Origin of the sequence: Rhodococcus sp. MALMAid1271, from assembly GCF_049195265.1 — a bacterium.
Lineage (GTDB): Bacteria > Actinomycetota > Actinomycetes > Mycobacteriales > Mycobacteriaceae > Rhodococcoides.
Genome location: NZ_JBMIRQ010000097.1, coordinates 14,269 through 41,009, shown reverse-complemented (window position 1 = coordinate 41,009; position 26,741 = coordinate 14,269). Strand labels below are relative to the sequence as shown.

General features: G+C 65.3%; 26 protein-coding genes. 16 read left to right on the top strand and 10 right to left on the bottom strand.

Translation table 11 applies throughout. From position 1 onward, the window contains the following. Positions 1 to 108: 108 nt before the first annotated feature. From ACOQFP_RS14765 to ACOQFP_RS14750, 4 genes are all read left to right on the top strand, one after another. Positions 109 to 1,281 (top strand): glycosyltransferase, encoded by a 1,173-nt coding sequence (locus tag ACOQFP_RS14765; RefSeq protein ID WP_421584742.1) that lies wholly within the window; start codon positions 109 to 111, stop codon positions 1,279 to 1,281. A 10-nt stretch (positions 1,282 to 1,291) separates the two neighbouring features. Next, complete coding sequence (locus ACOQFP_RS14760; RefSeq protein WP_206490592.1) at positions 1,292 to 1,483, top strand: DUF3046 domain-containing protein; 192 nt, start codon at positions 1,292 to 1,294, stop codon at positions 1,481 to 1,483. Between the two features lie 194 nt (positions 1,484 to 1,677). After that, the gene (gene recA, locus ACOQFP_RS14755; RefSeq protein WP_206490593.1) at positions 1,678 to 2,715 is read left to right on the top strand and encodes a recombinase RecA; all 1,038 of its coding nucleotides are present in this window, start codon (positions 1,678 to 1,680) and stop codon (positions 2,713 to 2,715) included. 12 nt (positions 2,716 to 2,727) lie between these two features. Further along, positions 2,728 to 3,282 carry a regulatory protein RecX gene (locus ACOQFP_RS14750; RefSeq protein ID WP_341243449.1) on the top strand — a complete coding sequence of 185 codons (555 nt, stop codon included), beginning with the start codon at positions 2,728 to 2,730 and terminating at the stop codon, positions 3,280 to 3,282. A 94-nt stretch (positions 3,283 to 3,376) separates the two neighbouring features. Here ACOQFP_RS14750 and ACOQFP_RS14745 read toward each other — a convergent pair whose 3' ends face one another. The 4 genes from ACOQFP_RS14745 to ACOQFP_RS14730 all read right to left on the bottom strand — a co-directional run bounded on the left by ACOQFP_RS14745 (position 3,377) and on the right by ACOQFP_RS14730 (position 6,620). Then, positions 3,377 to 4,243 (bottom strand): amino acid ABC transporter permease, encoded by an 867-nt coding sequence (locus tag ACOQFP_RS14745; RefSeq protein ID WP_206490595.1) that lies wholly within the window; start codon positions 4,241 to 4,243, stop codon positions 3,377 to 3,379. After that, entirely contained in the window at positions 4,243 to 4,920 is a 678-nt protein-coding gene (locus ACOQFP_RS14740; protein WP_206490596.1) for an amino acid ABC transporter permease, read from the bottom strand. Before ACOQFP_RS14740 ends, ACOQFP_RS14745 begins: the two co-directional genes overlap by 1 nt. An 84-nt stretch (positions 4,921 to 5,004) precedes the next feature. After that, positions 5,005 to 5,838 carry a glutamate ABC transporter substrate-binding protein gene (locus ACOQFP_RS14735; RefSeq protein ID WP_206490597.1) on the bottom strand — a complete coding sequence of 278 codons (834 nt, stop codon included), beginning with the start codon at positions 5,836 to 5,838 and terminating at the stop codon, positions 5,005 to 5,007. A 53-nt stretch (positions 5,839 to 5,891) separates the two neighbouring features. After that, positions 5,892 to 6,620: an amino acid ABC transporter ATP-binding protein gene (locus tag ACOQFP_RS14730; RefSeq protein ID WP_206490667.1), complete on the bottom strand. Its 729-nt coding sequence runs from the start codon at positions 6,618 to 6,620 to the stop codon at positions 5,892 to 5,894. Positions 6,621 to 6,869: 249 nt separating this feature from the next. Here ACOQFP_RS14730 and miaB point away from each other — a divergent pair, with 249 nt between their 5' ends. Both miaB and ACOQFP_RS14720 read left to right on the top strand, forming a co-directional pair. Further along, positions 6,870 to 8,420 carry a tRNA (N6-isopentenyl adenosine(37)-C2)-methylthiotransferase MiaB gene (miaB, locus tag ACOQFP_RS14725; protein WP_341245099.1) on the top strand — a complete coding sequence of 517 codons (1,551 nt, stop codon included), beginning with the start codon at positions 6,870 to 6,872 and terminating at the stop codon, positions 8,418 to 8,420. Continuing rightward, a complete protein-coding gene (locus tag ACOQFP_RS14720; protein WP_421584741.1) occupies positions 8,408 to 9,067 on the top strand; it encodes a hypothetical protein in 660 nt (219 codons plus the stop codon). Before miaB ends, ACOQFP_RS14720 begins: the two co-directional genes overlap by 13 nt. A gap of 25 nt (positions 9,068 to 9,092) precedes the next feature. On the opposite strand, the gene ACOQFP_RS14715 is transcribed toward ACOQFP_RS14720, so the two are convergent. After that, complete coding sequence (locus ACOQFP_RS14715; RefSeq protein WP_206490599.1) at positions 9,093 to 10,598, bottom strand: DUF349 domain-containing protein; 1,506 nt, start codon at positions 10,596 to 10,598, stop codon at positions 9,093 to 9,095. Between the two features lie 152 nt (positions 10,599 to 10,750). Here ACOQFP_RS14715 and ACOQFP_RS14710 point away from each other — a divergent pair, with 152 nt between their 5' ends. The 5 genes from ACOQFP_RS14710 to ACOQFP_RS14690 are packed head-to-tail and all read left to right on the top strand — an operon-like array spanning position 10,751 to position 15,989. After that, on the top strand, positions 10,751 to 11,473 hold the full coding sequence (locus ACOQFP_RS14710) for a hypothetical protein (RefSeq protein ID WP_421584740.1): 723 nt from the start codon (positions 10,751 to 10,753) through the stop codon (positions 11,471 to 11,473). Between the two features lie 16 nt (positions 11,474 to 11,489). Continuing rightward, positions 11,490 to 12,416: a tRNA (adenosine(37)-N6)-dimethylallyltransferase MiaA gene (gene miaA / locus ACOQFP_RS14705; protein ID WP_421584858.1), complete on the top strand. Its 927-nt coding sequence runs from the start codon at positions 11,490 to 11,492 to the stop codon at positions 12,414 to 12,416. 9 nt (positions 12,417 to 12,425) lie between these two features. Further along, positions 12,426 to 13,295 carry a diaminopimelate epimerase gene (gene dapF / locus ACOQFP_RS14700; protein WP_341244770.1) on the top strand — a complete coding sequence of 290 codons (870 nt, stop codon included), beginning with the start codon at positions 12,426 to 12,428 and terminating at the stop codon, positions 13,293 to 13,295. 58 nt (positions 13,296 to 13,353) lie between these two features. Further along, the gene (hflX, locus tag ACOQFP_RS14695; protein ID WP_206490601.1) at positions 13,354 to 14,895 is read left to right on the top strand and encodes a GTPase HflX; all 1,542 of its coding nucleotides are present in this window, start codon (positions 13,354 to 13,356) and stop codon (positions 14,893 to 14,895) included. A 5-nt stretch (positions 14,896 to 14,900) separates the two neighbouring features. Then, on the top strand, positions 14,901 to 15,989 hold the full coding sequence (locus tag ACOQFP_RS14690; RefSeq protein WP_421584739.1) for a hypothetical protein: 1,089 nt from the start codon (positions 14,901 to 14,903) through the stop codon (positions 15,987 to 15,989). A 9-nt stretch (positions 15,990 to 15,998) separates the two neighbouring features. Here the strand turns inward: ACOQFP_RS14690 and ACOQFP_RS14685 are convergent, their stop codons facing one another. Genes ACOQFP_RS14685 through ACOQFP_RS14670 form a run of 4 tightly spaced genes read right to left on the bottom strand, consistent with a single transcriptional unit; the run spans position 15,999 to position 20,135 of the window. Then, positions 15,999 to 16,256, bottom strand: a complete 258-nt coding sequence (locus ACOQFP_RS14685; protein ID WP_206490603.1) for an HPr family phosphocarrier protein — start codon at positions 16,254 to 16,256, stop codon at positions 15,999 to 16,001. A gap of 43 nt (positions 16,257 to 16,299) precedes the next feature. Further along, a complete protein-coding gene (locus tag ACOQFP_RS14680) occupies positions 16,300 to 18,351 on the bottom strand; it encodes a PTS fructose transporter subunit IIABC (RefSeq protein ID WP_421584738.1) in 2,052 nt (683 codons plus the stop codon). A gap of 9 nt (positions 18,352 to 18,360) precedes the next feature. After that, positions 18,361 to 19,371 (bottom strand): 1-phosphofructokinase family hexose kinase, encoded by a 1,011-nt coding sequence (locus tag ACOQFP_RS14675; protein ID WP_341244768.1) that lies wholly within the window; start codon positions 19,369 to 19,371, stop codon positions 18,361 to 18,363. Next, positions 19,368 to 20,135, bottom strand: a complete 768-nt coding sequence (locus tag ACOQFP_RS14670) for a DeoR/GlpR family DNA-binding transcription regulator (protein WP_421584737.1) — start codon at positions 20,133 to 20,135, stop codon at positions 19,368 to 19,370. The genes ACOQFP_RS14675 and ACOQFP_RS14670 overlap by 4 nt, the downstream gene beginning before the upstream one ends. A 170-nt stretch (positions 20,136 to 20,305) precedes the next feature. Here ACOQFP_RS14670 and ACOQFP_RS14665 point away from each other — a divergent pair, with 170 nt between their 5' ends. The 3 genes from ACOQFP_RS14665 to ACOQFP_RS14655 all read left to right on the top strand — a co-directional run bounded on the left by ACOQFP_RS14665 (position 20,306) and on the right by ACOQFP_RS14655 (position 24,622). Next, the gene (locus ACOQFP_RS14665) at positions 20,306 to 22,036 is read left to right on the top strand and encodes a phosphoenolpyruvate--protein phosphotransferase (protein ID WP_421584736.1); all 1,731 of its coding nucleotides are present in this window, start codon (positions 20,306 to 20,308) and stop codon (positions 22,034 to 22,036) included. Positions 22,037 to 22,056: 20 nt separating this feature from the next. Next, entirely contained in the window at positions 22,057 to 23,328 is a 1,272-nt protein-coding gene (locus ACOQFP_RS14660) for a solute carrier family 23 protein (protein WP_341244766.1), read from the top strand. A 151-nt stretch (positions 23,329 to 23,479) separates the two neighbouring features. Then, positions 23,480 to 24,622, top strand: a complete 1,143-nt coding sequence (locus tag ACOQFP_RS14655) for an acyl-CoA dehydrogenase family protein (RefSeq protein ID WP_206490608.1) — start codon at positions 23,480 to 23,482, stop codon at positions 24,620 to 24,622. A gap of 89 nt (positions 24,623 to 24,711) precedes the next feature. Here ACOQFP_RS14655 and lexA read toward each other — a convergent pair whose 3' ends face one another. Next, positions 24,712 to 25,389, bottom strand: coding sequence for a transcriptional repressor LexA (lexA, locus tag ACOQFP_RS14650; protein ID WP_206490672.1), 678 nt, complete (start codon positions 25,387 to 25,389; stop codon positions 24,712 to 24,714). A gap of 370 nt (positions 25,390 to 25,759) precedes the next feature. Between lexA and ACOQFP_RS14645 the strand changes: the two genes are divergently transcribed. After that, positions 25,760 to 26,173 (top strand): hypothetical protein, encoded by a 414-nt coding sequence (locus tag ACOQFP_RS14645; protein ID WP_421584735.1) that lies wholly within the window; start codon positions 25,760 to 25,762, stop codon positions 26,171 to 26,173. Positions 26,174 to 26,273: 100 nt separating this feature from the next. Continuing rightward, positions 26,274 to 26,738, top strand: a complete 465-nt coding sequence (nrdR, locus tag ACOQFP_RS14640; protein WP_341244470.1) for a transcriptional regulator NrdR — start codon at positions 26,274 to 26,276, stop codon at positions 26,736 to 26,738. The last annotated feature ends 3 nt before the right edge of the window (positions 26,739 to 26,741 follow it).

The window sequence follows — 26,741 nt, the reverse complement described above, 5'->3', positions numbered from 1 at the left end:
CGCGCTGCAGTCCGCTGGAACCCTCTCGCACCGTTCGGGGTGCCGTCGACCTGAGTCCTCGTCGCTGGATGTCGGTCGCGGCCGTGTCGGGTGTGGCAGGCTGGTCCCGTGCGAGTGGCAGTGGTGGCAGGGCCCGACCCGGGGCACGCGTTTCCGGCCATTGCGCTGTCTCTGCTCTTTCGCCGAGCCGGCGACGACCCTGTTCTGTTCACCGGAAGTCGGTGGGTATCCGACGCGCGGGCCGCTGGGCTACGGGCGTTTCCGCTGGGCGGACTGGCACCGCGACCCGAGGACGATGATCTCGATGCCGGTCAGCGCATTCACTCACGCGCGGCGTTCGTCTCTACCGAGCTGTTGCCCGATCTCGAGCGGGCGAACGTCGACCTGGTCGTGTCCGATATCCTCACCGCCGGCGGCGGCATGGCTGCCGAGCGTCTCGGTATCAGCTGGGTGGAGCTCTCACCCCACCCTCTGTATTCACCCTCGAAAGGGTTGCCTCCCATCGGAAGTGGCCTGGCTCCTGGCGTCGGACTGCGAGGGATGCTGCGCGACACCGTGATGCGAGCGTTGACCGCGCGTTCGATTGCGCAGGGACGATCTCAACGCGCCGTCGCCAGGACCGGCATCGGACTTCCCGGCCCGGATCCTGGCCCGGCTGCCCGCTTGATCGCCACCATTCCGGCACTCGAAGTGGAACGCCCGGACTGGCCGAAGAATGCACACGTGGTCGGGCCGCTGCTGTGGGAGCCGACCGAGGCCCTGCTCGATGTACCCGACGGCGATGCACCGTTGGTCGTCGTGGCCCCCTCGACGGCGTTCACCGGTGCCGAGGGAATGCTAGAGATGGCGCTGAAAGGTTTGGACGGCAGCGGGGTTCGGGTGGTGGCCTCGGTTCTCGACGGAGGTCCCGAGGTGCTGCCGGAGTGGGCGAACGCCGGTCTCGGTCGGCAGGACGATCTGCTTCGCCGCGCCGATCTGGTGGTGTGCGGCGGCGGGCACGGAATGTTGGCGAAGGCCCTCATCCACGGGGTGCCGGTGGTGACCGTGCCCGGCGGCGGCGATCAATGGGAACTGGCGAACCGGGCGGCCCGGCAGGGCAGCGCCGTGATCGTTCGGCCTGCGACGGCTGCCTCGATCGCCGACGCGGTGACCGTTGTGCTCTCCGATCCACGGTATGCCCAGGCGGCGGCGCGTGCGGCGGCAGACGCGCACCGCGTCGAGGATCCCGTGTCGGTGTGCCACGAGGTGCTCGCTCGTCACGCGCCGCGGGCCGGACGTTAGGATCGTTTCTGTGCGTCTGACCGAATTTCGTGAACTGCTCACCGAGGAGTTCGGCTCCGTTCGAGGTAATTCCTTGCTGGCCGATCATGTGCTCTCCGGTATCGGCCGAACGGGGGCACAGGCCATCGAGGAGGGCGTCGACCCGCGGGAAGTGTGGCGTTCGATCTGTTACGAGTTCGATGTTCCGAAGGAACGCTGGTAGCTCCTCGCTGGTGAAGTCGATCCGTCGGCGTGTCGAAAGCCGAGATAGTTGACTCGAACACCTGTTCCCCTATGCTGGTGTCAACGGTTGCGGAGCGGTCTAGAGGAACTTCTTGTCGGTACCCCGTTCTAGCGTTACCGACGACAAGCTGATCGATACGACACAGCTGAACGACACAACACAGGGAGCTCACGATGGCTGCATACGATCGCGACAAAGCGCTCGATCTCGCACTCGCGCAGATCGACAAGAACTTCGGCAAGGGTTCGGTCATGCGCCTCGGTGACGAGGTTCGCCAGCCCATCGCCGTCATCCCGACGGGATCGATCGCCCTCGATGTGGCACTCGGCATCGGAGGGTTGCCGCGTGGACGCGTCATCGAGGTGTACGGTCCGGAATCCTCGGGTAAGACCACCGTTGCTCTGCATGCGGTAGCCAGTGCTCAGCGGGCAGGCGGGATCGCCGCGTTCATCGACGCAGAGCACGCACTCGACCCGGACTACGCCAAGAAGCTCGGTGTCGATACCGATGCGCTGTTGGTCTCACAGCCCGATACCGGTGAGCAGGCCCTCGAGATCGCCGACATGCTGATTCGCTCGGGTGCCCTCGACATCCTCGTGGTCGACTCGGTTGCGGCACTGGTACCTCGCGCCGAGATCGAAGGCGAGATGGGTGATAGCCACGTCGGTTTGCAGGCGCGCCTGATGAGCCAGGCGCTGCGCAAGATCACCGGTGCGATGAGCAACTCCGGCACCACCGTCATCTTCATCAACCAGCTGCGCGAGAAGATCGGCGTGATGTTCGGCTCACCCGAAACCACCACCGGTGGTAAGGCATTGAAGTTCTACGCCTCGGTCCGCCTCGACATCCGCCGCATCGAAACCCTGAAGGACGGAACCGACGCCATCGGTAACCGCACCCGGGTCAAGGTTGTCAAGAACAAGGTCGCGCCGCCGTTCAAGCAGGCTGAGTTCGACATCATCTACGGCAAGGGCATCAGCCGCGAGGGTTCGTTGATCGACATGGGCGTCGAGCACGGGTTCATCCGCAAGTCGGGTTCGTGGTTCACCTACGAAGGCGATCAGCTCGGCCAGGGCAAGGAGAACGCCCGCAAGTTCATGCTCGAGAACCCCGACGTGCGGGACGAGATCGAGAAGAAGATCATGGAGAAGTTGCAGATCGGCGCAGACGTCACCGCGGAAGAGCCCGCAGCTGCTCCGGTCGACTTCTAATCTGGTCTCGCTGTGCAGCAGCGACACGACGAGGGTGGCGGCACCGAGGCGCAGGCGAAAGATGCCTGCCTTCGGTTGCTGACCGACCGAGCACGCAGTAGGTACGAACTCGAAACGAGCCTAGCCAAGAAGGGCTTCACCGCCGAGATTGCGAACGCAGTTCTGGATCGGCTCGAAAAGGCGAAGCTCGTGGACGACGAATCGTTCGCGCAGCAGTGGGTCCAATCTCGGCACACCTACTCCGGTAGAGGCAAACGGGCCTTGAGCATGGAGCTCCGAAACAAGGGTGTCAGTAACGAACTGGCCGTGCACGCGCTCGATCTGATCGACGCCGAGGACGAGCGTCAGCGCGCAGCCGAGTTGGTACGCAAGCGATTTCGTACACTGCAGCTGCCGGATCCGAGCGGACCGGACGCTCGCGCCGAGCGCGACAAGGTGGTCCGCAAGCTCGTCGGGATGCTCGCTCGCCGCGGATACTCGCAGGGAATGGCATTTGCGGTGGTCAAGGAAGAACTCGACCGCGCTGGTGCCGACACCGAAGACTTCGACAGCACCGACACGATGTGATCGTCCACCTCGAGTCGGAGTCGTCGAGAAACAGTAAGGCCCGCAACACCATCGGTGTTGCGGGCCTTACTGGTGTCAGTCCGGCGGCGAGCTGTCAGGCCGCGTGGCTTGCATCCGCAGCCGGTGCCGGAGTGCCGGATTTACTCTTGCCGGTCCTCAGTCGCTTCTCGACGACGGTCGCGAGCTTGGTCAGCGAGGAGTTGATGATGATCATGATGATGGCCACGATCACCAACGACGGCAGATAGTTGCTGTAGAAGGCACCCACCTGCTGACCGGAACGAACGACCTCGACATAGCCGATGATGTAGCCGAGCGCCGAGTCCTTCAACGCCACAACCATCTGCGAGATGATCGCCGGCAACATCGCGGTGACGGCCTGGGGGAGCAGCACCAGGAGCATGACCTGGCTCTTGCGCATACCGAGCGCCGACGCTGCCTCACGCTGGCCCTTGGGTAGCGAATTGACGCCCGCACGCACGATCTCGGCGATGACCGAGCCGTTGTACAGCGTCAGGCCGGTGACCACCGCTGCCAACGCCAGGTACTTGACCTTGAAGACCTCGTAGTCCGCGTAGACGGCGTACAAGAAGATCATCAGGATCAGCACTGGAACTGCGCGGAACACCTCGACGACGACCCCGCTGATCACCCGTACCGTTCGGTGATCCGAGAGCCGTCCGATGCCGAGAACAGCGCCCAGTATCAACGCGAACACGATCGACAATGCCGCAGCGATCAGCGTTCCCTGGATGCCGGGAAGTAGATAAGTGGTCCACGTGGTGGATTCGAGGAATGGATCCCATTTCTCCGCGGTCAACTGACCTTTGGAATCGAGAGCCCGGTAGATCAGGAAAGCGATTCCCAACGAGACCACCGCGACCACCGCGGTGAGGATGCGGTACCGCAGCACCGCCTTGGGGCCGGGGACGTCGTACAGAACTGCCACTGCATCACTCATCAGGACACCGCCAATCGCTTGCTGATGTAACCGAAGAGCAATCCGGTCGGGAGCGTCAGGATCATGAATCCGAGCGCGAAAATGCCGCCGACTACGAAGATCGCCGCCTCGTTCTCGATCATGTTCTTCATCAGGAACGACGCTTCAGCGACACCGATGACCGACGCGATGGTCGTGTTCTTGGTCAGTGCGATCACGACACTGCCGAGCGGCCCGACTACTGCCCGGAACGCCTGGGGAAGAACGACGATCGAGATGTTCTGGGTGAACGTCATGCCCAACGAGCGACCGGCCTCGGCTTGACCGACCGGGACGGTGTTGATTCCCGAGCGCAGAGATTCGGCGACGAACGATGCGGTGTAGACGCTCAGACCGAGGATGGCCAACCGAAAGTTGTTGTTCTCGAAGAAGGTCGGCGAGGTCTCGGAGGCCAACGCGACGCCCATGGTTCCGTACAGCCCGAAGGAGGTGAACAGGATGATCAGGGTCAACGGGGTGTTGCGGAAGATGGTGACGTACGTGGCGGCTATGCCGCGTGCGATCGGGACAGGGGAGACCCGCATCGCGGCGATGATCGTTCCGATGACCAAGGCTCCGACCAGTGAGGCCAGGGTGAGGTAGATGGTCGTCAGGAACGCGTCTATCAGTTGATCGCCGTACTTGCTCAGTAGGTTCACGGTGTTTTCAGGTCCTCACGGCTCGGCGAGTTCGACCCTGCCGTTCCGCTGCGCCGAGGGCAGCGGAACGGCAGGTGTCATCGATCAGTAGCGGTCGACGGTGGGCGGAGCCGGCAGCGGGTAGCCGGATGCGCCGACGGTGTCTTCGAAGGCCTGCTCCCAGGCACCGCTCGAGACCATCTCTTCGATGGCGTCGTTGATCTGGTTGCGCCCCTCGGTGTCGTCCTTGTTCAGGCCGATGCCGTAGTTCTCCGTAGTGAAGGGCTCGCCGACGACCTTGAACTGTCCGGGGGACTGAGCTGCGTAACCGGCGAGGATGATGTCGTCGGTGGTGACGGCGTCGACAGTGCCGTTGCGCAGCGCCTCCACACAGGCGGAGTACGTGTCGAATGGCTGAAGCTGCACGCCGGGGTACTCGTCAGCGATGTTCTGAGCGGGGGTGGATCCGGTGACCGAGCACAGCCGCTTGCCGTTGTCGAGCGAGTCTGCGCCGGTGATGTCGGTGTTGTCTTCCCGAACCAGCAGCGACTGCCCGGCTACGAAGTACGGTCCGGCGAAGCCGACCTTCTCCTTGCGGGCGTCGGTGATCGAGTAGGTGGCGACGATGTAGTCGACCTCACCGTTTTCGATCAGGGTCTCGCGCTGCGCGGAGGGGGACTCCTTGAATTCGATGTTCGCGGGGTCCACGCCGAGCTGGCCGGCGACGTATTTGGCCACCTCGACATCGAAGCCGGAGAAGGTGCCGTCGGGGTTGCGCAGTCCGAGGCCTGGCTGATCGAACTTGATGCCGACGACGAATTTGCCGGACTCCGCGCTGCTCGAGATGGTGCGGGCTTCTTCTCCGCCGCCGCATGCTGTGGCGACGATGGACAGAGCGGCGATGGCGACACCGAGGCGAAGTGGTCGGGTGATTCTCACTGTGAATGTCCTTACGGATTGGTTGGTACTTGTCGGGTGAACGATGAATCGGGTCAGTGACCGAGGATCTTGCCGAGGAAATCCTTGGCACGTTCGGATTTCGGTGACTTGAAGAACGTTTCGGGATCGGTGTCCTCGACGACGGCACCGTCGGCCATGAAGATCACGCGATCACCGGCTTTGCGGGCGAAACCCATCTCGTGGGTGACGACGAGCATCGTCATGCCCTCCTTGGCGAGTGAGGTCATGACGTCGAGGACCTCGTTCACCATCTCGGGGTCGAGCGCGGAGGTGGGCTCGTCGAACAGCATGACCTTGGGGTTCATCGCCAGTGACCGAGCAATCGCGACGCGCTGCTGCTGTCCGCCGGAGAGCTGAGCGGGGTATTTGTCGGCCTGGTTGGCGATGCCGACGCGCTCGAGCAGTGCCAGGGCACTCTTCTCGGCCTCGTCCTTCTTCTGCTTGCGCACCTTGATCGGCGCGAGCATCACGTTCTGCAGAATGGTCTTGTGCGCGAAGAGGTTGAACGACTGGAACACCATCCCCACGTCTGCGCGCAGTGCTGCGAGAGCCTTGCCCTCGGCGGGAAGTAGGTTTCCATCGACCTCGATTGCGCCCGAGTCGATCGGCTCCAGACGGTTGATCGTTCGGCACAGGGTCGACTTACCCGATCCGGACGGACCGACGACGATGACGACCTGACCGGCAGGAACTTCGAGGTTGATGTCCTTGAGAACGTGCAGATCACCGAAGTGTTTGTCGACGGATTTGAGCGAGATCATCGAAGGTGCGCCCGGCGGGGGTGTCGATGCGGGCGCGTCGGTGGCGTGCGTCATGAGACGAAACCCTATGCGTAGTTTCCTCGGGGACCGGCGTTTTCGCCCGCAGTCTTCGATTATGTAATGGAAACTTTACTGTGGGACTGCATCGGCCCAGCACAGTCAGCGGCGGAGCCCGCGACCCCAGCGGGCCGGTCGGTGCGATGGACGTACCCTGGAGGGGTGCAGACGAGTGTTTTTCCGACCGTGAACGTGGCCGATCGTGGCAGTTCCGATCCCGCGCCGGCCGAAGAAGCGTCGGCGACGGCCCCCCGCAGCTACGAGGTGCGCACGCACGGTTGTCAGATGAACGTCCACGACTCGGAGCGGTTGTCCGGATTGCTCGAGGACGCAGGGTACGTTCCGGCAGATCCGGGTACCGACGCCGACCTCGTTGTCTTCAATACCTGCGCAGTACGAGAGAACGCCGACAACAAGCTGTACGGCAATCTCGGGATGCTGCGACCCGCGAAGACCCGCAACCCGAACATGCAGATCGCGGTCGGGGGCTGCCTGGCGCAGAAGGATCGCTCCACCGTCGTGGAGAAGGCTCCGTGGGTCGACGTCGTGTTCGGAACCCATAACATCGGGTCGCTTCCGGTGCTGCTCGAACGCGCTCGACACAACGACCGGGCTCAGGTGGAGATCCTCGAGTCACTCGACGCCTTTCCGTCCACCCTGCCGGCCAAACGGGAGTCCGCATACGCAGGTTGGGTATCGATCTCGGTGGGCTGCAACAACACCTGCACGTTCTGCATCGTTCCGGCCCTGCGCGGCAAGGAAATCGACCGCAGGCCCGGCGACATCCTCGCCGAGGTGCAGGCATTGGTGGACCAGGGCGTGCTCGAGGTGACGCTGCTCGGCCAGAACGTCAACGCCTACGGTGCCTCGTTCGCCGATCCGGAGATGCCGCGCGATCGAGGTGCGTTCGCCTCACTGCTGACCGCATGCGGATCGATCGAGGGGCTCGAACGAGTGCGTTTCACCTCCCCGCACCCGGCCGAGTTCACCGACGATGTCATCGAGGCGATGGCGTCCACCCCGAACATCTGCCCCACTCTGCACATGCCCTTGCAATCCGGATCGGATCGAATTCTCAAGGCGATGCGCAGGTCCTATCGGCAGACGAAGTTCATGGGAATCATCGACAAGGTGCGCGCCGCCATGCCGCATGCGGCCATCACCACCGACATCATCGTCGGCTTTCCAGGCGAGACCGAAGAGGATTTCGAGCAGACCCTCGAGGTGGTGCGGCGCGCGAAGTTCGCCAACGCCTACACCTTCCAGTACTCCAAGCGGCCGGGGACACCGGCCGCGGACATGCCGGACCAGGTACCCAAAGAGGTTGTGCAAGAGCGGTATCTGCGATTGATCGCATTGCAGGAAGAGATCGTTCTCGCAGCCAATCAGGCTCTGATCGGTACCGACGTCGAACTCCTCGTTGCCACCGGTGAGGGACGCAAGAATGCTGCGACCCATCGGATGAGCGGACGGGCCAGGGACGGTCGGCTCGTCCACTTCGCCGTCGACGCGGCCAGGGCAGAGCAGATTCGCCCGGGCGATGTCGTGACGACGACACTGACTGCTGCAGCCCCGTATCACCTCATCGCCGACGCCGGAGTGCTCACGCACCGCCGTACCGCAGCCGGCGATGCCCACGAACGCGGCATCATGCCGAAGACCCCACCGATCGGCGTCGGTCTCGGACTCCCCTCCATCGGCGCACCTGCGCCCCTCCCGGTTCAGACAGGATGCACCGCATGACAGAGACCGACGGCCCCGACCGCGCCACCACCGATGACTCCGGCGGCCTCACCGGCTCCGCTGGCTCCGGCGGCCCCACCGGCTCTGCCGGCTCTGCTGGCTCTGCCGAGGAACTCGAACGCGCGGAGCGAACGGTGATGACCGAACTGGACCCCGGCGCGCGGGCCATGGTCGTGGCCGGACTGGTATTGGTCCTGCTCGTCACGTTCGCGCTCCCGCACGCCGGCTCCGCCAGCGGGTTCGACGTTCTCTCGGGCAGCGATGCGGCAGTCGCCGAATCGATTGCGCTGCCGTCGCGCATCTTCGTCGTGCTGGTGCTGACGTTCGGCGTGGTGATGTCGGTGCTGGCGCTCGTCACGCGAATATGGGCATTGGCGTGGGCTGCACTTGCCGGGTGTGCGGTGTCCTCGGTGTACGGAATGCTCTCGATCTGGACGCGGCAGACCCTGCCGGACAACCTGCAGGGCGGCGGACCGGGTATCGGCCTGATCATCGCGTGGATCGCCGTGATTGCGCTGACCTTCCACTGGCTCAAGGCCGTGTGGAACAAGACGAACTCGCAGCTCGCCGCTCAGGAGCAACGCCGAATCGCGGCCGCGTCAGGCGAGCAGAAACTGCGCTTGTGGGACGGCCACTCGGCCCCGTAGGTCCGAGCGGTCGCCCCACCGCTGGTCACAGTTCGTCGACGGCGCTCTCTGCTGCGTCTGCCCACTCGCGCCACTGCTGAGCCTGCGCCTGCGCGCGCTCGGCGTCCTTGGTTCTGCCCGCTGCCTTCGCTTTTGCAGCCTGATCCTCGAACTGGGATACCCGCTCGCGGAACTGAGCCGCACGGGCCACGGCCTCGGGATCCGAACGTCGCCACTGAGCTTCCACGGCGTCGTGCACGGATTTCTCGATCGCCCGCAGTTTTCCTTCGAGCTCCTGCATCTTCTCGCGAGGAACCTTGCCGATGGCATCCCACTTGTCCTGCAGGTCACGCAGGGCCGACCGTGCCGCGTCCAGGTCCTTGCTCGGATCTATGTGGGTCCTGGCCAGCAAGGCTTCCTTGGCCTCGGCGTTGCCCTCGAACTCGGCGTCCCGCTCGGACGCAGCGGCGTTGCGTGCCGAGAAGAACACGTCCTGCGCAGCCTTGAAGTTCTTCCAGAGGGCGTCGTCGGCATCGCGTGGTGCCCGGCCCGATGCTTTCCACTCGACGAGCAGATCGCGGAATGCTGCGGCGGTGGGGCCCCAGTCGGTGGACGAGGACAACGCCCGTGCTCGTTCGACGAGCTCCTCCTTGCGCGTTTTCGCAGCTCCACGTTCTCGATCGAGATCTGCGAAGTGCGCTCCGCGCCGCCGATTGAAGTTCTCCCGCGCCTTGGAGTACCGCTTCCACAGTGCATCGTCGACCTTGCGATCGACCCCGCGGATCGTCTTCCATTCATCGAGGATTTCGCGCAGCCGATCTCCGGCCTGCTTCCACTGGGTCGACTCACCGCCGATCTGTTCGGCCTCGGCCGCGAGGGCCTCCTTACGGGCGGTGTGCTCGGCTCGTTCGAGTTCCTTCTCCTTCTTGGCCACTGCTGCCGCGGCGTCGGAATGCTCGACGACCGCATCGAGTCGCCGGGCGAGCAGCTCGAGGTCGCCGATCACCGCTGCGGTGGGCAAGCTCTCCAACAACGAGGACGCGGCAGCCTTGGTCTTCTTCGCATCGCCCGTGCCGGAGGTCAGCCGTGCTTCGAGCAGACCCACCTCGGTGGCGAGATCGTCGTAACGCCGACCGAAGTGGGCGAGTCCTTCTGCCGCGTCGCCGGCCTGCCAGGATCCGATCTGCCGCTCGCCGTCGGCTGTCTTCACCCACGCGGTGCCGTCGTCGTCGACTCTGCCGAACTTGCTGGGATCGCTCGCCGGGGCGACAGTCGGAATCGCGGTGGGGACGTGCGAGGGCGTCGGATGCGGCTTGGCCCCGATCGAACCACCCGGACGAGGAGAACCGACCCCATGAGCACCGGGCCTGGGTCCGCCGCCGGGCTTCGGGCCACCGCCTGGCTTGGGTCCGTTGCCCGGCTTCGGGCCACCGCCGGGCTTGACGGGATCGGACTGGGCGGGACTGGGCTCGGCCGCACCGGTGGTCTGCTGGGGTGCATCGGAGGACGCAGCCTCGGTAGGTGTGGGGGTACCGGCATTCGGGTCGGTCATTGTTCCTCATCTCTGCCGCGCGTCACGGCTGCCTTAGATCGCGATCTGGACACCATTGAACTCGGTGACGACCGATCGGACCATTGAAACAGCTCAGACGCCTCGACGTGGACTCGTCCGGCCAACTCGTGTCACCGGCTAGCGTGGTCTTCGTGTTTCGTGTCGCGGCCCTGGCGCCCACCCCACCGCTTCTCGTACCCGAACTGGCCGGTGCCCGTGCTCCCCAGACGGAGGACCTTCGGACCGCTGCCGTGGCCGCGGTGAGGGCGCTGACGTCGGAGACAGACCGGTGGCTTGCCATCGGTGTCGACGATGCCGAAGGCCACTACGACGAGACCACGGTCGGGACCCTGCGCGGCTACGGCGTCGACGTGCCGGTGAGTCTGTCCGGCGGCAGCACGTCCACGGTTCCGGACCCCGAACTGCCGCTGGCCGTGTTGATCGCCGGCTGGCTACGCGGTGCCGCCGCCCCGGAGTCCGCGGTCGAGGTCCGTACGGTCCCCGCGACCGCGGACCCTCGGTGGTGCGCGCAGTTCGGAGCCCAACTGCGGCGTGAGCTCGACGCATCGGAGCAGCGCTGGGGTGTCCTGGTGCTGGCAGACGGGGCGAACACGCTGTCAGCAAAGGCTCCAGGAGCCTTCGACGAGCGAGCCGAACAAATCCAGCAGGGGATCGACGATGCCCTGACTGCAGCCGAGGTCGACTCGTTGGCGGCACTCGATTCGGACCTGTGCGCGGCCCTCGGGGTCGGCGGCAGAGCGGCATGGCAGGTGTTGGCCGGTGTGGTCGGTGCCGACGCGATGGCGACGACGGAGCTCTACCGAGGTGCTCCGTTCGGCGTCGGGTACTTCGTCGGAAGCTGGTCTCGTGCCTGAGGGAACCGGAAACCCCGTGGCGGACCCGCGCGATTCGGCCACGACTCCCGTTGCGGTGATCGGGCCGACGGCGACGGGCAAGTCGGATCTCGCCCTCGATCTGGCCGAGGAACTCGGCGGCGAGATCGTCAACATCGACGCGATGCAGCAGTACCGGGGAATGGACATCGGTACCGCGAAACTGCCGGCCGCAGACCGTCGCGGCATCCCGCATCATCAACTCGATGTGCTCGAGGTCGCCGATATCGCAACGGTTGCGCGCTATCAGGCGGCGGCCACAGTCGATGTCGAGGACATTCGATCCCGAGGGCTGCGGCCGATCATCGTCGGCGGCTCGATGATGTACGTGCAGTCGCTGCTCGACGAGTGGGCCTTCCCGGCGACGGATCCGGCCGTCCGGGCGAAATGGGAAGCGGTACTCGAACGCGATGGGGTGGACGAGATCCACCGTGCGTTGGGACTGGCCGATCCCGAGGCCGCCGCATCGATCCTGCCCACCGACGGCCGACGCATGGTCCGCGCTCTCGAAGTAGTGGAGCTGACCGGTCGACCGTTCGCCGCATCGGCTCCGAAAATCGGTGAACCTCGTTGGGGCACAATCATACTGGGCGTCGACCGCGATACCGTCGAACTGGACGAGCGAATCGACGCGCGCACCCGGCTCATGTTCGACACCGGCCTGCTCGACGAGGTCGAAGCGCTGCTCGAGTGTGGCCTGCGGGAGGGAGTCACCGCATCCCGGGCCATCGGGTACGCCCAGGCGCTCGACGTGTTGGCGGGGGAGTACGACATCGAGTACGCCCGGGAACGAACCTTCATCGGCACCAGGCGCTACGTGCGGCGTCAACGCTCCTGGTTTCGGAGGGACGACCGGGTGCGCTGGCTCGACGGAGCCTCACCGACGCTGACCTCGGATGCTCTGGCCGCACTCGTCTCTCAGTAGACTCGCCGCATGGACTTCGTCAAAGGTCACGGGACCCAGAACGACTTCGTCGTACTGCCGGATCCGGCAGCCGAGCTCGAGCTCACCAAGTCGGCGGTCGCCGTGCTGTGCGATCGACGCCAGGGCATCGGTGCGGACGGTGTCCTGCGGGTCGCCAGGGCCGGAGTGCTGCGCGATGCAGGCGTGCTCGATCGCATTCCCGCGGGAATCGAGCCCGAGGACTGGTTCATGGACTACCGCAACGGTGACGGCACCATCGCCGAGATGTGTGGCAACGGTGTCCGCGTGTTCGCACACTATCTGCGCGTGCACGACCTGGAGCAACGCGATCAGTTCGTGGTGGGTTCGCGCGCCGGGGCACGCGCGGTGACGGTGCACTCCTTCGACGACACGAACGCCGATGTGACCGTCGCGATGGGCGAGGTGACGCTGATGGGTTCGAGCTCGGTCTCGATCGCAGGTCGGTCCTTCGACGGTGTCGGGATCGATGTCGGCAATCCACACCTGGCCTGCGTCGACGGTGCATCGACTCGTGCCTCGCTTCGAACCCTCGATTTCTCCGCCCCACCCACGTTGGACGCCGAGTTCTTTCCGCACGGCGCGAATGTCGAGATTCTGACCAGGCTGGACGACGGAGGAGTCGAGATGCGGGTGTTCGAGCGGGGCGTCGGCGAGACGCGATCGTGCGGCACCGGCACCGTGGCCGCGGCGGCCGCCGCGTTGTCCTACGAGGGCCTCGAGACCGGTGAGGTGAGCGTCGGTGTGCTCGGCGGCAGGGTACGGGTGAACATCGATCATGTCGGTGCCACCTTGCGCGGTCCGTCGGTCCTGCTGGCCCGCGGGGAGATCGACGAGCGGTGGTTCGCGGCCCAGTCCTGAGGCTCGAACGGAAAACTCGCGTGCATACGCTGGGTTTTTCGTGGATCATGGGTGATGTATGACGAACTCACATGAAACATCCCCTGCGGGCGAACCGGTCGAGAAGAGCATCGACGATTCATCCGACACCGCATCTGCGTGGACCCGCGAGGAGTCCGACGCATGGTCGAGGCGGTTGGCCCGGTCCCCACTCAACGACGAGGACTCACCGTCCTCGGGTGATATGCAACTCGAAGACCGCACGGCGCTGCGCCGAGTTGCCGGTCTGTCCACCGAGCTCACCGACGTCACCGAGGTCGAATACCGACAGCTGCGTCTCGAACGCGTCGTCCTGGTCGGTGTCTGGACCACGGGCACTGCGGCGCAGGCCGAATCCAGCATGACCGAACTGGCGGCCCTGGCCGAGACCGCAGGCTCGGAGGTGCTCGAAGCGTTGATGCAGCGGCGCGACAAGCCCGATGCTGCCACCTACATCGGTTCCGGTAAGGCCAGAGAGGTGCGCGACATCGTGCTCGCGACCGGTGCCGACACGGTGATCTGCGACGGCGAACTGACCCCTGCCCAGCTCAACGCGCTGGAGAAGGTCGTCAAGGTCAAGGTCATCGACCGCACCGCATTGATTCTCGACATCTTTGCTCAGCATGCGACCTCGCGAGAGGGCAAGGCGCAGGTTGCTTTCGCGCAGATGGAGTACATGTTGCCCAGGCTGCGCGGCTGGGGCGAATCGATGTCGCGGCAGGCCGGTGGCCGTGCGGGCAGCAATGGCGGCGTCGGTCTGCGTGGACCGGGTGAAACGAAGATCGAAACCGACCGCCGGCGCATCCGCGAGCGCATGGCCAAGCTGCGCCGCGAGATCAAGGGCATGAAGCAGGCCCGCGACACGAAGCGGGAGCAGCGGCTCAGCGGTACGGTGCCGTCCATTGCGATCGTCGGTTACACCAACGCGGGCAAGTCGAGTCTGCTGAACGCGTTGACCGGATCCGGGGTGCTCGTTCAGAATGCGCTGTTCGCCACACTCGATCCCACGACCCGCAAGTCGACGCTCGAGGATGGGCGCGCGATTGTGCTGACCGACACCGTCGGCTTCGTCCGACACCTCCCGACCCAGTTGGTGGAGGCGTTCCGCTCGACGCTCGAGGAAGTCACCGATGCCGACCTGCTGTTGCACGTGGTCGACGGCTCCGATCCACTGCCGATCGATCAGATCAAGGCCGTGCGTGAGGTGATCACCGACGTCGTGCGCGAGCAGGACGCGAAGATGCCGCCGGAGTTGTTGGTGGTCAACAAGATCGACGCCGCCGACCCGGTGCAGCTCACCCAGTTGCGCGGTGTGCTCGATGGTGCCCGGTTCGTCTCGGCCAAGACCGGTGAGGGCATCGACGAGTTGCGCGATCACCTCGGAGAGATCCTGTCCGAGCCCGACGTGTTGGTCGACGTGCTGGTGCCGTACACCCGCGGTGATCTGGTCGCTCGCATTCACACCGACGGCAGAATCGTGCAGTCCACGCACGAGGAGGACGGCACGCGGGTCGAAGCTCGGGTGCCGCAGTCGCTCGCGGCAGCGCTCGTCGAGTTCACGGCCGCCGTTCCCAGCGCCTGAATTCGATGAGGCCACGGCTGGTGGTGCGTGGTGCCGCCGCGTCCGCGTTCGCCACTGCCCTCGCGTTCACCGGAACTGCCCTCGCCGCACCTGTCGACACCGAAACATATTGTCGCCCCACAGATCCCGGCCTCTCCGAACTGTCCGGACTGACCTCGATCGATGGGGTTCTCTATGCGATCGGAGACAGTGGTTCCGATGACCGCGTCGCTGAACTCGATGCGAACTGCGCCGTCGAGCGATGGATCGACGTACCCGTCGACCCGTACGACGTCGAGGACCTGACCTCGTACGACGGTTCGCTGTGGTTGGCCGATATCGGCGACAATCAGATGCGCCGCGACACAGTGGCATTGACGCGAATGGACCCGGTGACCGGGGCGGGTGAACTGCACCGACTGACGTACCCCGACGGCGCGCACGACGCCGAGACGATACTGATCGAGCCGGGCGGTAGGCCGGTGATCGTCACCAAGGAATTCTCGGGCGTCAGCGGGGTGTACGTCCCGGCAGGCGACGAATCCGTCGCCGATCTGGACAGCCCCGGGCCGACGCCGCTGCGGAAGGTCGGCGAGATGGCGTTCACCGCAACCGACACCGTCGGCGGGCCGCCGTTCGTGGTCGGCTCGATTCTGGCGACCGGGGGAGCGGTGAACGCGGACGGCACCATCGCCGCGGTCCGCACCTACACCGACGCATACCTGTTCCATCCGTCCGACGGAGACATCGCGGCCACGCTCGTGGACCCGACCTCGCCTCGGGCGGTGGTGGCGTTGCCCGATCAACCGCAGGGCGAGGCACTGGCGTTCCTGGACGACGGAAGCCTGCTCCTTGCGTCGGAGGCGGGCTTCGGTCCCGAGGACGGAACGCTTCCGCCCGTTCTGAAAATCTCGGACGCCGAGTCCATGGACATTTCTGCGCCCGAACCTGCTGCTACAGAGTCGGTGTCGCCGACCACCGTGTCCGACAGGCCCGCGCAGACGCCGGCAGCGACGGACTCGGAATGGGGATTCCGAACGGCCGTCGCTGCCGGGGTGGTGCTGATCGCCGGAGCGGTGGGATACACCGTCCGGCGATCGAGGCGATCTGGCTAGCTGACCGAGTCAGGCGTCCAGATCGGCTTCGACGAGTGCGACCACTTTGTCGAGGGTGGCCTGGTCGTCACTGGTGACGGTGACTTCGGTGCCCTTGGTGGCACCGAGGGTCATGATCATCAAGGCCGAACCTGCGTCCACCGGCTCCGAGTCGGCCACTGCGAGGGTCACGTCCACGCCGGCTTCGGTTACGGCGTCGGCGATCAGTGCTGCGGGACGAGCGTGCAGACCGATCGAGGATCCGACGGCGACTGTGGTGCTGGGCATGTGGTGCTCCTTCGTAGTGGGTTCGTTGCGATGCTAGCGAGTGTCAGACGGTGACGAGTGCCGGATCGAGTTCGGCTTCGGTGGGGGAGTTCTTGCTCTTGACGAACTGCTTGGCCGAGACGACCAGGAACGCCGAGACGATGGTGCCGACAGCGAGAGACACGATGAACCACAGGATGTTCCCGATTGCAAAGAACACGAAGATTCCGCCGTGCGGTGCGCTGAGGGTGACGTTGAAGGCCATGATCATGGCCCCGGTGACTGCGCCGCCGGCCATCATCGACGGGATGACGCGGAACGGATCCGCTGCGGCGAAAGGGATCGCCCCTTCGGAGATGAACGCCGCACCCAGGAACCAGGCAGCCTTACCGTTCTCGCGCTCGGCTTCGGTGAACAGCCGCGAGCGAACGGTCGAGGCCAGAGCCATGGCCAGCGGCGGCACCATACCGGCCGCCATGACTGCAGCCATGATGCGCAGCGACGCGGTGTCGGTGACCGACAGGCCCGCAGTAGCGAACGCATAGGCCGCCTTGTTGACCGGTCCGCCGAGGTCGAAGCACATCATCAGGCCGAGAATGATGCCGAGGATGATGACCGAGGAGCCGCTGAGTCCGTTGAGCCAGTCCGTCAATCCGCTGGTGATCGCGGCGAGCGGCTTGCCGAGCAGGAGGAACATGATCGCGCCGACGATGAGCGTTGCGAACAGCGGGATGATGACGACCGGCATCAGGCCTCGCAGTACTGTGGGGATCTTCCACTTGCTGATCCACAGCGCGACGAAGCCGGCGATCAGACCACCGACGAGACCGCCGATGAAGCCTGCCCCCACCAGTACCGCGACTGCACCGGCGGTGAAGCCCGGTGCCAGACCTGGTCTGTCGGCAATGGCATAGGAGATGTAGCCGGCCAGTGCGGGTACCAGGAAACTGAACGACAGCGCGCCGATCTGGAAGAGCACGGCACCGAGGTATGCGGTGATTCCGCCGTCGGGCAGAGAGGTGATGGAGTTGTTGACGACGATGTCCTCGGCGACGCCGGAGATCTCGTAGCCACCGAGCAGGAATCCGAGAGCGATCAGTAGACCACCGGCGGCGACGAACGGGATCATGTAGCTGACGCCGGTCAGCAGAATCTGGCGGATGCGAGTGCCCCAGCCGAGCTCACCGGCCGAGTCGTTCGATTCGGCCGCGACGGCAGTACCGCCGACGCGGGCCGCGTCCGGGTTCAGCGCTGCGCGCAGTGCCTCGGTGACCATGACGTCGGGCTCGTTGATCGCACGCTTGACGCCCGAGGAGATGACGGGCTTGCCGGCGAAACGCTCGCGGCCCTTGACGCCCACGTCGGTGGCGAAGATGACTGCTTCGGCTCCGGCGATGATCGCGGGATCCAACGGCGTGCTGCCGCTCGAACCCTGCGTCTCCACGTGGACGGTGACTCCGGCGCGTTCACCCGCTGCGACGAGGGAATCGGCCGCCATGTAGGTGTGCGCGATTCCCGTGGGGCAGGCAGTGACCGCCACGATGTGCTTGGGAGCCGACGACGCCTCGGCGGAGGTGTCGGGTGTGCTGTGCTTGGCGGTGGAGACCGGGGCCGCCGCGACGGGAGCCGCAACTGCAGGCTTGGTCGCAGGGTTGATGACGCCGTCGACGAGGGTGACGATCTCGGACGCCGAGGACGCGTTGCGCAGCGAGGCGACGAACTCGGGCTTGACCAGCGCGCGAGCCAGGCTGGACAGCAGCTTCATGTGAGCCGATCCGGCACCGGTAGGCGCGGCGATCAGAAACACCAGGTCTGCCGGGCCGTCGGGGGCTCCGAAATCGACCTTCGGATTCAGGCGGGCGAATCCGAGCGAGGCAGAGGTGACCGCTTCGGAGCGGCAATGGGGGATTGCGATGCCGCCGGGCAGTCCGGTCGCCGACTGCGCTTCGCGGGCCAGCGCGGCGTCGCGTAGTGCGTCGGTGTCGGTGGCGCGTCCCGCCGAAGCGAGTACACCCGCGAGGCGCTCGATGACCTGAGCTTTGGTTTCGCCGAGATCGGCGTCGAGAAGGATCAGATCCTCGGCGATGACCGGCTGATCTGCGGTGGGGGTTGACATTTCAGACTCCTAGAGAAGGTTCGAAGCAGGGGAGAACGTAGACGGGGTGACGGGCGTAGGAATGTCGAGCGCACGAACCGTCACCGAATTCGGGTGGGTCTGCTCGGGCAGAGGAAGCGTGGTGCCAGGAAGTGCGGTCGCTGCCGACCCGTAGGCGACGGCGCGGCGTAGTTTGTCTGCGTTGGAACAGTTCTCGGCATCGGCGAGGATGTAACCGGCCAGTGAGGAATCGCCTGCACCGACCGTGCTGACCGCGGTGATCGGGGGCGGACTGGCATACCAGCTACCGTCCGCGGTGACCAGGACAGCTCCTGCGCTGCCGAGAGTGGCCAGCACCGCACGGACTCCTCGGCCGAGAAGGATTGTGCTGGCGGCGATTGCGGCGGTGGGATCACCCTGTGCTGCAGCGCTTTCCAGCTCCTCCGAATCGTACCCGGTCAATTGCGCGAGTTCCTCGGAATTCGGTTTCATCAAGTCCGGTGCCGATCCCGGGAACGCTGCCGCGAGAGCGAGCAGCGGCTCGTCCGAGGTATCGACGGCGACCTTCGCAGAGGTGGTGCGTAGTGCGGTGACGAGTTCGGCATACCAGTCGACGGGTAGGCCGGGGGGAAGCGAACCGGACAGCACCACCCACTCGGCATCGGCTGCAAGCGACAAGATGCGCTCTCGTAGTTCGGCGCGAGTCTGCGCCGACACCGTTGCGCCCGGCTCGTTGATCTTGGTGGTGGTGCCACCGATCTCGCTCACGGTGATGTTGGTGCGAGCCAGTTCCGACGTCGGAACTGCGGAGTACTGCACTCCTTTCGCGGCCATCGCGTCGAGCAGGGGGTCTCCGGCCCTGGCCGGTAGGACTGCCAGTGCCTCGACTCCCGACCCGCCGATGACGCGAGCGACGTTGACGCCCTTTCCTCCCGGGTCGGTGGCCGAGGTCGATGCCCGGTGCACGCCCCCGCGTACGAGCGGCGTATCGAGTGTGACCGTGCGGTCCATGCTCGGGTTGGCCGTGAGTGTGACCATCATGCGATCACCACCTCGATTCCTTTGTCGCTGAGTTTTTTTCGGTCTTCGGTGGAGATGTCACTGTCGGTGACGATGACGTCGATGGATTGCACCCGGGCAAAGCTCACCAGATGTTCTCGGCCGATCTTCGACGAATCGGCAAGCACCACGACATGGTTGGCCGCATCGACCATCGCGCGCTTGACGGCAGCCTCGTCGCTGTCCGGAGTGGACAGGCCGTGCCCGACGCTGATGGCGTTGGTGCCGATGAACGCGACATCGACCCTCAACCATTCGAGTGTGCGCAGTGCTTCCTCGCCGACGGCGGCCTGTGTCGTCCCCCGGACGCGCCCACCGAGTAGTCGGAGGCCGACCCCCGCCAGTGTCGACACGCGTGCGGCGATCGGCACCGAGTTGGTGACCAACGTGAGTTCGCGATCGTGCGGCAGCAGGCCGGCCAGGCGTCCGGTGGTGGTTCCGGCGTCGAATACCGCGCTGCCCCCGACCGGAGGAAGGAACGACAGCGCGGCGGCTGCGATCGCGTCCTTCTGATCAGCGCGAGTGAACTCCCGCTCCGAGACGCCGGGTTCGAGGGTGGTCAGTGCCGATGCAGGTACCGCTCCACCGTGGACACGGCGGACCACACCCAGCCGATCGAGGGTGGCGAGATCGCGTCTGACCGTCTCGGTTGTGACGCCGTAGGTGGTCGAAAGCTCGTTCACGGAGACGCGGCCCTGCGTGCTGATCAGCTCAGCGATTGCGTGCTGTCTCTCTTCGGCGTACACCTGCGTCTCCTTCCGGGTCGATGTTGCTTTATGTTGTTTTACGCCCGTGTGTGTTGACATGTCAAGGGTTTGGAGTAATCTCGGTCACAACACCAGCGAGCAACCGGCTACACCACAGCTCGCCGAACAGCACGAAGGCTTTTGTTCACTCAGGATCCGAGGAGGACCACATGACGGGATCGGTTAGCACCGCTTCGACTGGACGTACCGCCACGACAGTGGATGTCATCGAGGGCGGACCAGTGCAGGCCGCTCTGCACGGCACACCCGTCGTGCCTGGTGTCGGCTACGGTCCTGTCATCCGCCCCGGTGCCCGCCCTGCCATTCCAGCCGACACCGGTGAAGTGGCCGAGGCCGATCGCGGTGCCGAAAAAGACATCTTCGACGCCGCCGCGAACGAGGTCGCCGGCCGTTTGCGCGGCCGCGCCGAGCTGGCAACCGGAGCTGCCTCGGAGGTGCTGTCGGCCAATGCCGCGATGGCAGCCGACCGTGGCTGGCTCGGTGCCGCTCGGTCCTCGATCGCCAAGGGCAGCTCCGCGGTGAGCGCAACGGCAGCGGCCACTGACAAGTTCGCCGCGATGTTCACCCAGCTCGGTGGCCTCATGGCCGAGCGGGTGACCGACCTGCGCGATATCCGCGATCGAGTCATCGCCGAGATCCTGGGCTTGCCGGAACCCGGTGTCCCCGTGCCGGCCGAAGCGTCGGTCCTGTTCGCCGACGACCTGGCACCTGCCGACACCGCAGGTCTCGACCCCACCCTCATCGTCGGACTCGCCACCTCGTTGGGCGGCCCGACCAGCCACACGGCGATCATCGCGCGTCAGCTGGGGATTCCGTGCATCGTCGCGGTATCCGGTCTCGACGACATCGCTGCAGGAACGCATGCATCGGTCGACGGAACCAGCGGCCGCATCGAACTCGAACCCGACCCCGAATCGGCTCGCGCCGCAGTGGTGTCGGCCCGTGACGAACTCGACCGCGTATCCCGGTGGGTCGGCCCCGGTGCCACCGCAGACGGGCATTCGGTCGACATCCTCGCCAACGTCCAGGACGGCGCAGGCGCTCGCGCAGCGCGAAACAGTGCTGCCGACGGCGTCGGTCTGTTCCGCACCGAACTGTGCTTTCTCGACCGGGACTCCGAGCCCACCGTCGACGAACAGGCCGAGATCTACGCCCAAGTGCTCGACGCGTTCGCGGGCAAGAAGGTCGTCGTCCGCACCCTCGATGCAGGGTCCGACAAGCCCCTTCGGTTCGCCACCCATCCCGACGAGGCCAATCCGGCACTGGGTATTCGCGGCATCCGCATCGCCGAGGCAGACCGAGGAATTCTGTACCGACAGCTCGACGGCATCGCCGCAGCCGCCAAGGCCACGGACTCTTCCCCCTGGGTCATGGCTCCGATGATCGCGACCGCCCAGGAAGCGAAGGACTTCGCCGCCGACGTCCGCGAGCGTGGCCTCACCCCGGGCGTCATGATCGAGGTGCCTGCGGCTGCCCTGTTGGCCGAGCACATCCTCGAGCACGTGGACTTCCTGTCCATCGGAACCAACGACCTCGCGCAGTACACGATGGCGGCCGACCGCATGTCCGCTCAGCTCGCCGGTCTGACCGATCCGTGGCAGCCGGCCGTGCTGTCACTCGTGGCACACACCGCGGCCGCCGGAGCCAAGGCGGGTAAGCCCGTGGGCGTCTGCGGAGAAGCCGCCGCCGACCCGCTGCTGGCGTGCGTGCTGGTCGGACTCGGCATCACCTCGCTCTCTGCTGCATCGGCAGCCGTCGCCCATGTGGGTTCCAGATTGGCGACGGTCACCCTGGATCAGTGCAAGGCGGCTGCGGCCGCCGCCCTGAAGACCGACAGCACCGCGGCGGCCCGAGAGGCAGTGAGCGCAATCCTCGGCTGAACGCCTAGTCTGCTCGAATAATGAACAATCTCGGTTGGACGCTGCACGGAAACGGAAGAACTGTCACCGCTGGAGCGGTGGTGTCGCCGGACGAACGCCTGACCTGGCCGCGCACCATCGGTATCGGCATGCAGCACGTCATCGCCATGTTCGGGGCAACGCTGCTGGTTCCGACGATCACGGGCTTTCCGGTGTCGACGACGCTGCTGTTCTCGGGCATCGGAACGGCACTGTTCCTGCTCATCACCAGAGGACGGGTGCCGAGCTACCTCGGGTCCTCCTTTGCGTTCCTGGCCCCACTCGGTGCCACCCAGGCCAACGGGCCGGCCGCGCAGCTCGGAGCCGTGCTGTGCGTCGGCGTTGTGCTGGCGGCGATCGGCTTCGTGGTCAAGTTCGCAGGCAGGCGTGTGCTCGACGCGGCGATGCCGCCCGTGGTGACCGGCGCCGTGGTGGTGTTGATCGGGTTGAACCTGGCACCGGCCGCGACGACGTCGTTCGAAGCGCAGCCGCTGATCGCGGCCGTGACGCTGGTTGCGATCCTGCTGGCCACGGCCATCGGACCAGGACTGCTCGGCCGCCTCGGGATCTTGCTCGGTGTCGTGGTGGGCTGGGTGTTCGCTGCCCTCACCGGTGGGATCGCGCAACCACGCCTGGACGCCCTGAACGCCGCGAGCTGGATCGGGCTGCCCGAGTTCCGTGGGCCGTCCTTCGAACTGTCGGTGATCCTGGTGGCACTGCCGGTGGTGATCGTCCTGGTCGCAGAGAACGTCGGGCATGTCAAAGCGGTGGCAGCGATGACCGGCAAGAACCTCGACGACGTGGCAGGTGACGCGCTGATCGCCGACGGCCTGGCGACCACCCTGGCGGGAGCAGGTGGTGGCTCCGGAACCACCACGTACGCAGAGAACATCGGCGTCATGGCCGCCACCCGGGTCTACTCGACCGCGGCGTACTGGGTCGCAGCTCTGACAGCAATCGTGCTGGCGTTCTCGCCCAAGTTCGGTGCCCTGATCTTCACGGTGCCCGACGGCGTCATCGGAGGGGCGACGCTGGTCCTGTACGGACTCATCGGATTGCTGGGAGTGCGCATCTGGACCGATGCCAAGGTGGATTTCGCCGATCCGATCAATCTGATCGTCGTTGCTGCGGCCCTCGTCGCGGGAATCGGCGACCTCACGCTGACCGTCGGATCGGTCGAACTCGGCGGTATCGCATGGGGTTCGCTCGGCATTCTTCTCGGCTACCCGATCGTCTCGGCACTCGCGAGGCGCGCAGGCAACGGCGGGCGTTAGCGGGTCTCGGTCACGGATCGCGCGCGTTTTGGTCATCGACCGCCGCCGCGCGCCGAACGTAGTGTTGGATCGCGACGTCAGTCGTACCGACGACCGCGATCGGAACCAGACCGCAGGTCGAAGTCGGTACGCACCGAACAAGGAGATCTGCGTGGAACGCACACTTTTCGAGCCCGAGCACGAGCTGTTCCGGGAGTCCTACCGGAAGTTCCTCGAACAACACGTAGCACCCAACCATGCGAAGTGGGAAGAGCAGAACATCGTCGATCGCGGCGTCTGGGTCGAGGCCGGTAAGCAGGGCTTCCTCGGAACGGCCGCGCCGGAGGAGTTCGGCGGCGGCGGCGTCAAGGACTTCCGCTACAACGCCATCGTCACCGAAGAAACCACCCGCGGCGGCTACAGCGGTATCGGATTCACCTTGCACAACGACGTCGTCGCGCCCTACCTGATCGACTTGGCCAACGACGAGCAGAAGCAGCGCTGGCTCCCCGGATTCTGCTCCGGTGAGTTGATCACCGCGATCGCCATGACCGAGCCCGGCACCGGAAGCGACCTGCAGGGCATCAAGACCAAAGCAGTACGTGACGGCGACGACTGGATCCTCAACGGGTCGAAGACGTTCATCACCAACGGGATCAACGCCGACCTGGTGATCGTGGTGGCCTGCACCGACCCCGAGAAGGGTGCGCAGGGCTTCAGCCTGCTGGTCGTCGAACGCGATATGCCCGGGTTCGAGCGTGGGCGCAATCTCGACAAGATCGGCATGAAGGCCCAGGACACCGCCGAGCTCAGCTTCACCGACGTGCGCGTGCCTGCCGCCAACCTGCTCGGTGAAGAAGGCATGGGCTTCATCTACCTGATGCAGAACCTGCCCCAGGAACGCCTGTCGATCGCAGTGGTCGCCGCGGCAGCCATGGAATCGGCACTGGACATGACGATCCAGTACTGTCGCGACCGCAAGGCTTTCGGAAAGTCGATCGGCAAGTTCCAGAACACCCGATTCGTCCTGGCGGAGTTGGCAACCGAGACCACCGCCACCCGCATCATGGTCGACAAATTCATCGAACTGCTCAACGCAGGCACCCTGACCGTTCAGGAAGCCGCGATGGCGAAGTGGTGGACCACCGAGAACCAGGTCAAATTGATCGACCGGTGCCTACAGCTGCACGGCGGTTACGGCTACATGAAGGAATACCCGATCGCCAAGGCGTACATGGACTCTCGCGTTCAGACCATCTACGGCGGAACCACCGAAATCATGAAGGAGATCATCGGGCGCGGCTTGAACCTCTGATTCGCCCCCCGACGGACACGAAGGGCCGCAGCACAGACGTGCTGCGGCCCTTCGCATGTCAGCCCTTCGCCTGTCGGCGGAGAGGTTCCCTAGAGCTTGCGCATCACGGTGACGACCTTGCCGAGGATGGCGGCATTGTTGCCCGGAATCGGCTCGAACAGCGGGTTGTGCGGCAGTAGCCACACCTCGCCCTTGGACCTCTTGAAGGTCTTGACCGTCGCTTCGCCGTCGATCATCGCCGCGACGATGTCTCCGTTGTCTGCCACGGATTGCTGACGGACGACAACCCAGTCTCCGTCGCAGATCGCCGCGTCGATCATCGACTCGCCGACGACCTTGAGCAGGAACAGTGAACCCTGACCGACCAACTCGCGGGGGAGGGGAAAGACGTCCTCGACGGCTTCCTCGGCGAGGATCGGACCACCGGCGGCAATGCGTCCCAGGACGGGTACGAACGTCGGCGTCGGGAGTCGGTCCTGATCCTCCGCGGAACCGTCGACCGCGGCGGCCGCCTGATCGGCCTGAACCTCGTCGAGCCCGCGTACGTCGACCGCCCGGGGACGGTTGGCGTCACGTCGGAGGAATCCCTTGCGTTCGAGGGTGCGTAGCTGGTGCGCGACGGAGGAGGTCGAGGTCAGACCCACCGCGTCACCGATCTCGCGAATGCTCGGCGGATATCCGCGTTCGGTGACCGAGGCTCGGATGACTTCGAGGACCTTCCGTTGGCGTTCGGTCAGCCCCGCGGCGATGTCGGTGCCGACTTCCATCGCCTTGGGTGTCGGTTCGGCGGCCGGCTTGCCTGCCGCAACCTTCGTGGCCGCCGTCTTGGAACCCGTCGTCTTCGAACCCGTGGTCGACCTCGTCGAGGTCTGGTCCTTCATGCTGTCGGCCTCCTGCTGGTGTCCTGGATCCGGTCTGCGTGCGTCGGTCTGCGCGGACTGGAGTTGATGGTGTCGACTCGTGTGGCGTGTGGTTTCTGCCACGAATCTAGCGTGTATCAGCTGTTGAATCAAACATCTGTTCGACTCGTGTCGCGTTTTCTGCAGACTTTGTCGGAGCCCCGTGATAGAACTTCGAACAAGCGTCCATCGAACGCCTGATCGAACAATCGATCCAACGAGCGAAGTCGAGGTTCCGATGACCATCATCACCGATCGCCCCACCGCTGCAGGTATCCGTACCCGGTCCACCGTGGTGGAGCGTCGTCGCCGGGTTCGTCCCGCGCTTCGGAGTTCGGTCGCCGCACCGGGGGTCACGACCGCGCGTCGTGTGCAGCCGACCGCGTGCCTGCCGGTGCTGGCCCCGTCCCGGACCGAGGTCACCGATCGCGAGCTGGCCGATCGTGAGTTCGACGAGACCTCGGCTCACTTCGCGGGCCAGCCGGTCCGGACGAGATCGTTGGTGCTGTGGGTGCTCGCAGTTGTTGTCGTGGCCGGCGGCCTGATCGGCATTGCCAATGTTCGGGCAGCTGCGCCGGATGCAGCCGTGCAGCCGACCGGCGTGGTGGAGGTCCACAACGGAGTTGTCGTCGAGTACGCGCCGGGCAGGTGACCACCGGCCCCATCGCTCGTGGGCAGACTGAGTATCCTCGACTGACTGCTCCGACACACATGTTTCACGTCGGAGCATCGGCTACGACGGAGGCTCCTTCATGCATTGCCCGTTCTGCAGGCACCCCGATTCACGCGTGGTCGACTCGCGAGACATGGACGAGGGGCAGGCAATCCGGCGTCGCCGCTCCTGCCCGGAATGTGGCCGGCGCTTCACCACTGTCGAGGCCGCCGTGCTCGCCGTCGTGAAGCGCAGCGGAGTGACAGAGCCGTTCAGTCGCGAAAAGGTCGTCAAGGGAGTTCGCAGGGCCTGCCAGGGCCGGGACGTCGACAACGACGCGTTGAACCTCCTCGCTCAACAGGTAGAGGACGCCATTCGGGCCGCCGGGTCCGCGGAAATCCCCAGTAACGAGGTCGGGTTGGCCATCCTGGGACCGCTTCGCGATCTCGACGAGGTGGCGTATCTCCGGTTCGCGTCGGTGTACCGCTCGTTCAGTTCGGCCGAGGACTTCGAGAAGGAAATCCACGAGCTTCGTAAGCATCGTGAGTCCGCCGACATCGACTGAGAG

Excerpts from the sequence above, each read along its gene's own strand:
- recA (WP_206490593.1), top strand. The coding sequence starts at position 1,678 with ATGGCTGCATACGATCGCGACAAAGCGCTCGATCTCGCACTCGCGCAG.
- ACOQFP_RS14745 (WP_206490595.1), bottom strand. The coding sequence starts at position 4,243 with ATGAGTGATGCAGTGGCAGTTCTGTACGACGTCCCCGGCCCCAAGGCG.
- ACOQFP_RS14730 (WP_206490667.1), bottom strand. The coding sequence starts at position 6,620 with ATGATCTCGCTCAAATCCGTCGACAAACACTTCGGTGATCTGCACGTT.
- ACOQFP_RS14720 (WP_421584741.1), top strand. The coding sequence starts at position 8,408 with ATGCACCGCATGACAGAGACCGACGGCCCCGACCGCGCCACCACCGAT.
- ACOQFP_RS14715 (WP_206490599.1), bottom strand. The coding sequence starts at position 10,598 with ATGACCGACCCGAATGCCGGTACCCCCACACCTACCGAGGCTGCGTCC.
- dapF (WP_341244770.1), top strand. The coding sequence starts at position 12,426 with ATGGACTTCGTCAAAGGTCACGGGACCCAGAACGACTTCGTCGTACTG.
- hflX (WP_206490601.1), top strand. The coding sequence starts at position 13,354 with ATGACGAACTCACATGAAACATCCCCTGCGGGCGAACCGGTCGAGAAG.
- ACOQFP_RS14690 (WP_421584739.1), top strand. The coding sequence starts at position 14,901 with ATGAGGCCACGGCTGGTGGTGCGTGGTGCCGCCGCGTCCGCGTTCGCC.
- ACOQFP_RS14685 (WP_206490603.1), bottom strand. The coding sequence starts at position 16,256 with ATGCCCAGCACCACAGTCGCCGTCGGATCCTCGATCGGTCTGCACGCT.
- ACOQFP_RS14680 (WP_421584738.1), bottom strand. The coding sequence starts at position 18,351 with ATGTCAACCCCCACCGCAGATCAGCCGGTCATCGCCGAGGATCTGATC.
- ACOQFP_RS14675 (WP_341244768.1), bottom strand. The coding sequence starts at position 19,371 with ATGATGGTCACACTCACGGCCAACCCGAGCATGGACCGCACGGTCACA.
- ACOQFP_RS14665 (WP_421584736.1), top strand. The coding sequence starts at position 20,306 with ATGACGGGATCGGTTAGCACCGCTTCGACTGGACGTACCGCCACGACA.
- ACOQFP_RS14660 (WP_341244766.1), top strand. The coding sequence starts at position 22,057 with ATGAACAATCTCGGTTGGACGCTGCACGGAAACGGAAGAACTGTCACC.
- lexA (WP_206490672.1), bottom strand. The coding sequence starts at position 25,389 with ATGGAAGTCGGCACCGACATCGCCGCGGGGCTGACCGAACGCCAACGG.
- ACOQFP_RS14645 (WP_421584735.1), top strand. The coding sequence starts at position 25,760 with ATGACCATCATCACCGATCGCCCCACCGCTGCAGGTATCCGTACCCGG.
- nrdR (WP_341244470.1), top strand. The coding sequence starts at position 26,274 with ATGCATTGCCCGTTCTGCAGGCACCCCGATTCACGCGTGGTCGACTCG.